Raw genomic sequence first — 6,451 nt, 5'->3', positions numbered from 1 at the left:
TCCGTCGCTACATCATCTGGCGCAACAAGCACGCCGAGGATCAACAGCTACGGGAGATCGTCGACAGGGCAAACGTTGCGTGATGCGGCACTAGCGGGCGATCTCCCCACCACCTCCGGCGCGTAGTCCGCCAACCACAATCAGTCCAGTTCGAGTCGGCTCTCGTAGAGGGCATGGCGGCGGTTGGTGGACGACCAGAACATCCCGAAATAGTGCCGCCGATGGGGATGGCTGCGGACTTTCCGTACCGGCAGTCCGGATATCCAATGAGGATCCGTCGCAGTAAGGGTCGTCGCGAGAGGGCACCGGAGTCCTGCACGTACCTGACCTCAACCTTGCTGGCCCTGGGTACTTTTTCAGGGTCCCGTTACTGGCACGAATTTGAGAAATCGACACGCAGCTGACAGACAACTGACATGAAATCGAGAAACTGACACCTAAAACGAGAACCTACAAAATACAAATCGGGCACATGAAGTGACCTGGGCGTATGCCACTCATAGTTTGTGCGGGGTTGGTGCTGATAATTTCCATTTACGCACCGATTGCCGTAAAAGTGCGGGCCGCAAGGGCTTCACGTGCAGCGATTCAGAGCAAGGTCCTCGGTACTCGTGCCGCCCGTCGCCGTCTCGTCAATCACCCGAAGCCAGTGGGAGATCCTCAACGACCAACTTGTCCACGGGGACCTGCGGGGGCGAAGCTGCTTCGCGGTACCGATCAGCGGCCGTGGGTCATCAACTTCGATGCCTGCGGATTCAGTTGGAAATTCTGGGATCTGGTCTCTACAACGACATTCCTTGACCAAGCCCCGCACCTGGATACCATCGTCGAGTCCTGACTTGACAGTTACCGCGAGGTGCGTGCCTTGACCGTCAAGGACTTCGCTGCGATTCCGGACCTGGTCTTCCTGCGTCGCCTGCATATTCTGGCGTGGTTGGGTACCCATCCGGAGTTCGATCTGGCTCATAAGTCGGGTAATGACTACACCGCTGCCACCTGCGGTTTGCAGCGGACCTCGCCGTATCGAGTGCGTCGGTCATCCCCCGCAAGCTCCATGGCACTCGACGCCACCGTCGTGGTGGACGCGACGCACCCGCCAGGACCGACGAAGATCCAAAAGTCCGATGGCGAGTCCCGGCCGATGTTCTAGTCGAGGTGCAAGCGCCGGGCAACAGCGACGGCATCCTTGCGATTGTGCACGCCGAATTTGCGGTACAGCGAACGCAGTTGCGTTTTGATCGTGTTGACGCTGACGAACTGCGACGCAGCAATGGCTGCGACCGTCCTCCCGGAGAGCAACGCGTCGAGCACGGCACGCTCACGCGCGGTCAGTGCCAGCAGCGGCCGGTAGGCCGGAAAGGCGGGAAATCGTGCGACGGTGCGGCTCAGATCCAGAGGTAGCTCGACGCCGAGTTCGGCCAGCGTCCTCTGCATCGCCGGCGGCAGCAGCACGAACGGCCGCAGCATGCCGGTGTGCCGTGAGAAGGTGACAGCCCGTTCGAGATGTCCGCGGGCCTCGTCGAGGTCGTCGAGGGCAGCGGCGGCTGCGGCACCGAGCACGGCCAACTCCATCGAGGTGCGAACAGGACCGGCCGCCTCGGTGAAGTACCGGTCGACGATCTGCTGACTACCGGCAGGATCCGCGATGAGCAACCGTGCCCGCGCTCGCACCGGCGCCGCGAAGGGATGGGTCGACGCGGCGATCACGTCTTCGGCTCGGTCGAAGTTGCCGCACGCAAGCTGTAGATCCGCCAGCACCGCGTCGATCAGGGGCGCAGCGACGCCACCCTCGCGCAATGTCGGGTAACGCGGCAGGTGGGACTCGACGTAGCGCAGGCCGTCGGCCGCCATCCCCGTCAACAGCGCGTGGTGTCCGCGGACGTAGAGGACGTAGGCCCAGAATTCTTCGTTGTCGGCGGGAGTTCCGAGTTCAGCGAGGATGTCGAGAGCAGTGCCGGATTCGAGATGGTCGAGTGCGACGAATGCGGCGGCCACGCAGCCGGCCGTGCGGACCAGTTTCTCACTCTCGGCAGCCAGCGGTGGGTGGCGTCGTTCCTCGTCGATCCACGCTCGGGCATCGACCAGCGCACCCTCCAGTGCGCAGGTGAGCGCGAGTTTTCCGGCGGCATCACGTTCGACGAACATCCCGGCGCCGGCGACGTGCGCGCGGCGGAACATCGTGGTCGCATCGGCGGGACGATCGGCGAGCAGGTAAGTGATCCCGACGTGGAGGTAATAGAAGGCGTAGGCGTGGCGGATGGGCTCGTCGAGTTCGTCGAAGACCGGCAGTGGATGGCCAGCCGCAGCATCGCACACCTTGGCGGCCTCGGCGAACCGGCCCTCGATCCGCAGCATCATTGCGCGCATGATGACTTCGGCAGGTTCAGGACCGATGCCGACCGCGGTATCGGGTTCGGCGGTGACGACGGGGGCATCGCGGGGTGCGGAGAACTGACGGTGCAGTCGGCGGATGGCTGCGATCGTGGGATGGGCGTCGGCGATCTCGGCGGGAATACGTGCGACCAGTGCTGCGCCGAGTGTGTCGAGGAAGCCGCCGGTGTACAGCGTCGTCCAGTGTGCGTCGACGATGGCGAGCGCACGCTGCCAGTGGCGACCGTCGATGGCGTGAGCCAACGCGGTATGTGGCTCCTCGGCGTCGAGCAAGACATCGATCGTTGCGCTCTCGGTGGCATGTAGTTCGGCCTGATGCTGGTGTTCGGCGATGCGTCGCAGTGCAGCACGGACCGGTTCGGGATAACACCATGTGAGCGGACCGGTGGCCTCGACGCTGCCCGGTCCGGGGTCGAGGAATCCGGCAGCGATCAGGGTGCGGATGAAGGCGCCCAGATTGGACACCCCTAGTAGGGAGATGTCCGAGGGGTGCGAGCTGGAGGGATCGTCCGGGAATACGGCCAGGGCCGAGGATACGAGAATCGCCCGGCGCAGCGGTGCGACCTCGGGATCGTCGAGAGCGCGCAGCACCGCACGATCGATCGCATGGTCGATGAGCTCGTCGAGGCTCTCGACAGCCGCATCGACTAAGCCTGCGGCGTGCTGGTGCAGGCTCTCACGTACGGCATCGACCAGTGCGGGTAATCCGCTGGTGCGACGAGTGATCCACTCGATCGCGCGCGGAGTCTGCGGAACCGCTGCCGCGCCGAGGACCGCGGCGACTTCCTCCTCGGTGCAGGCAAGTTCGGCCGCTTGGACGATCGTGCGGTCGGCACCCGCCTCGACTGCTCGCTGCCACGTTCCGACTATCCGGGTGGTGACGACGATCCGCAGTCGCGGGCACAGGTCGAGCAGCGCGGAGACGTTCGCTTCGATGTGCTCGACCCGGTCGATCGCGTCGAGAACCAGCACCACCGGTCGCCGCAACGCAGCAAGCACGGCGGACAATGCGCCGAACGAGTCGAGCTCGTCGTGCGGTGTCGTGGCGCCGGTTCGCGCGCACACTGCCGACAGGACGTCGGTCCAGTACCCGTCTGCGGTCATCGGGCCTGACGGAGCGCTCACCGGTACCGTGCTCACCCCGGATACGGCTCCGCTGAGCAGCCACGACCGCACCAGGACCGTTTTTCCCGAGAACCGGCTGCCCTGCACGACCACCAGAGCTGCGGAGCCCGACAGCGTCGCGAACAACCGAGCACGAGGGGACATGTCGATGTCCGGCACAGTCGGGACCCTCAGCTTTCTTTCCGGGGATGAGCGCGGGCCCCGACAACCCGCACCCACCCGTCAATGTCACACAAAATGCAATACAAACCTAGTGTGTAGTCGAGATATCCACGGTGCGATCGCCACGAAAAGTGGCCCAGCTCTCGCCGATGTGTACCGGCAGGAAGCCACTCCCGCATATCCGGAGGTAAGAGATACATTTGATCACGCAGAACCGGTCGGTATCCCTAGGCCATACCGTATTTTCCCAGAGCGGTGTCCGAAACGAGCCCGACGACACGCATTCTGCAACAGCCTCTACGACCCTCGAGATCAGACACGTGATCTGCCAGTACCAACACGATCGAGAACATCAACGCGCGGTACCGCCGGGCGATCCGGGCCCGCGGGCATTTCCCAACGAACAGGCCGCGTTGAAGTGTCTGTATGTGGCGACCCGTGCTCTGGACCCGACGGGGGAAGGGAAGAGCACGATGGGCGATGAGGTGGAAGCCGGCGTTGAACGCTTTCGCTATCACGTTCGAGGGCCGGATCACCGCGAGTGAGAACTAAACCGATGCGCCAGAAGCGGATCCACCGGAAAACTGGCACTCCCCCGTGGTCGCCCGAAGCGTAGCGCCGGTGCAACGGTGGCGTCGTCGTCGGATCAACTCGAGTGGGCACCGGGGGAGCTGGGGTCTTCGCGCTGCACCTGCTGCTCGGCTGCGATGGCGTAGGCCTCGGCGAAGACTCCGAGGTTGCGGACGAAGTCGTCGCGCACGTCCGCGGGGAGCGCGTCCAGTCCGGCCGCAAAGATCGTCATCGTTCGGGCAAGTTCGGTTTCGAACATGCTCCGGCCGGTGGGGGTGGCTTGCAGGGCCTTGGCTCCGTTGACGGGGTGGTCGAGGCGCTCGACAAGGCCGCGGGTCAGGGCGGCGTTGACCTGACGATTCACCGTGGACTGTTCCAGTCGGAGGGCTTCGGCGATCTGCCGCATCGTCTGTGGGCCCTGCGAGGTGAGCAACCAGAGTAGGCGGTTGTCGGCCGCGTTGAGTTGGTTGAGGGACTTCGAGGCGCGTTGTCCTCGCTCGAGGCGCGCGGTTGCCACGACGAGTGCCCATTCGCGCATCTCGCGTACCGAATCGACCAGCCCTGTGATGCGAACCACCCCACTTTGAGTATCTGTGCCCGTTCCTGTTTATGTACTCTACACATCATCCAAATATGTAACTTACATATCTCGATACGTCAGGAACCTATGAACACCTTCACCACGAAGAGCGCACCGGCACCGAGCATCTCACCGAGCCGCGCCACCGCTGTCATCATCACCCTGTGCTTCGGCTCCCTCGCCGGAGCACTCATGCAGTCGCTGGTCATCCCGATCCAGTCCGAACTGCCCGAACTACTCGACACCTCGGTCGCCAACGCGTCGTGGGCGATCACCGCCACACTGCTGGCCGCCGGCGTCTCGATGCCGGTCACCGGCCGATTGGCCGACATGTACGGCAAGAAGCGCATCATGGTCGCCTCTGCCGCAGTCCTGGTGGTCGGCTCGCTGCTGTGCGCCGTCAGCACCGGCCTGGTGCCGTTCCTCGTCGGTCGCGCCCTGCAGGGCGTCGCGATGGGCTACATCCCAGTCGCCATCTCGGCTGTGCGTGCACTGGCCCCGAAGGACAAGCAGGCCACCGCGATCGCGACCGTCTCCGCCACGATGGGCGTCGGCGGCGCCATCGGACTTCCACTGTCCGCATGGATCGCCCAGACCTTCGACTGGCACGCCCTGTTCTACGTCTCGAGCGCCTTGGCGCTCGTCGTCCTCGTGGCCACCGCTCTGATCGTCCCGGCCACCCAGGACACCCACCCGGCCCGCCTCGACTTCGTGGGCGTGGCACTGATGGCCGTCGGTCTCGTATCTCTGCTCGTCGGGGTCTCGAAGGGCTCGACCTGGGGCTGGAACAACGGCGCCACGTGGACCTGCATCGTTGTCGGCGTCGTTGTCCTGGTGCTCTTCGGTCTTTTCGAACTGCGTCACCACGACCCGTTGGTCGATGTGCGCACCATGGGCCGCCGCCCGGTGTTCTTCACCAACGTCGCGGCCATCCTCATCGGATTCGGCATGATGGCCTCTTCGATCGTCGTGCCGCAGCTTCTGCAGATGAGTGAGGGCACCGGCTACGGTCTCGGACAGACGATCCTCCAGGCCGGCCTGTGGATGTTCCCCGGCGGCCTGATGATGATGGTCTTCGCCCCGATCTCCGCAAGGCTGATCAACGCCATCGGCGCTCGTCTCACCCTGGCCATCGGCGCCACCGTCGTGGCCTGCGGTTACATCTTCGGCGCCCTGCTGATGGACGCGCCGTGGAAGCTGATGATCAGCGTTGTCATCTCCTCCGCCGGTGTCGGTATCGGCTACGCCGCTTTCCCGACTCTGATCATGGACAACGTCCCGATAGAGGAGGCCGGTTCCAGTGTGGGCGTCAACTCGCTCATGCGCTCGGTCGGCACCACCGTAGCCGGCGCTGTCATGGCAGCCGTGCTCACCAGCAAGACGATGGACCTCGGTGGCCATACGATCCCGAGCGAGTCCGCCTTCCAGCTGTGTCTGTTCATCGGTGCGGGCGCTGCCCTCGCCGGTGCCCTGGTCGCGCTCCTCGTCCCGGCCCGCACCGAGCGGATTCCGGATCGGCCGAACACGCCGGATCTGGAGACAGTCAACGCCTGACCCGGACGGTACGTCACACCGCAGTACACGGCGGGCGTCGCGCTCACCCCGAACGGGACAGCGGACGCC

The 6,451-nt window shown here is 64.5% G+C and carries 4 protein-coding genes and 1 pseudogene; 3 read left to right on the top strand and 2 right to left on the bottom strand.

What is annotated here, in order from left to right; all coding sequences use genetic code 11:
- Positions 1–865: 865 nt before the first annotated feature.
- Entirely contained in the window at positions 866–1,150 is a 285-nt protein-coding gene (locus ACLBYD_RS30305; RefSeq protein ID WP_447819348.1) for a hypothetical protein, read from the top strand.
- Here ACLBYD_RS30305 and ACLBYD_RS30300 read toward each other — a convergent pair.
- Positions 1,147–3,660, bottom strand: a complete 2,514-nt coding sequence (locus ACLBYD_RS30300; protein WP_447819347.1) for a LuxR C-terminal-related transcriptional regulator — start codon at positions 3,658–3,660, stop codon at positions 1,147–1,149. The genes ACLBYD_RS30305 and ACLBYD_RS30300 overlap by 4 nt on opposite strands.
- 323 nt (positions 3,661–3,983) lie before the next feature.
- Here ACLBYD_RS30300 and ACLBYD_RS30295 point away from each other — a divergent pair.
- Positions 3,984–4,230, top strand: a pseudogene (locus ACLBYD_RS30295) (transposase); the annotation flags it as partial.
- 94 nt (positions 4,231–4,324) lie between these two features.
- On the opposite strand, the gene ACLBYD_RS30290 reads toward ACLBYD_RS30295, so the two are convergent.
- The gene (locus ACLBYD_RS30290; RefSeq protein ID WP_447819346.1) at positions 4,325–4,825 is read right to left on the bottom strand and encodes a MarR family winged helix-turn-helix transcriptional regulator; all 501 of its coding nucleotides are present in this window, start codon (positions 4,823–4,825) and stop codon (positions 4,325–4,327) included.
- Positions 4,826–4,915: 90 nt separating this feature from the next.
- Between ACLBYD_RS30290 and ACLBYD_RS30285 the strand changes: the two genes are divergently transcribed.
- Positions 4,916–6,382 (top strand): MFS transporter, encoded by a 1,467-nt coding sequence (locus ACLBYD_RS30285; protein WP_447819345.1) that lies wholly within the window; start codon positions 4,916–4,918, stop codon positions 6,380–6,382.
- The last annotated feature ends 69 nt before the right edge of the window (positions 6,383–6,451 follow it).

This window comes from Rhodococcus sp. C26F (assembly GCF_053345925.1).
The sequence above is the reverse complement of the archived record's forward strand: the minus strand, read 5'-3'. Positions and strand labels throughout refer to the sequence as shown.

Excerpts from the sequence above, each read along its gene's own strand:
- ACLBYD_RS30285 (WP_447819345.1), top strand. The coding sequence starts at position 4,916 with ATGAACACCTTCACCACGAAGAGCGCACCGGCACCGAGCATCTCACCG.
- ACLBYD_RS30300 (WP_447819347.1), bottom strand. The coding sequence starts at position 3,660 with ATGTCCCCTCGTGCTCGGTTGTTCGCGACGCTGTCGGGCTCCGCAGCT.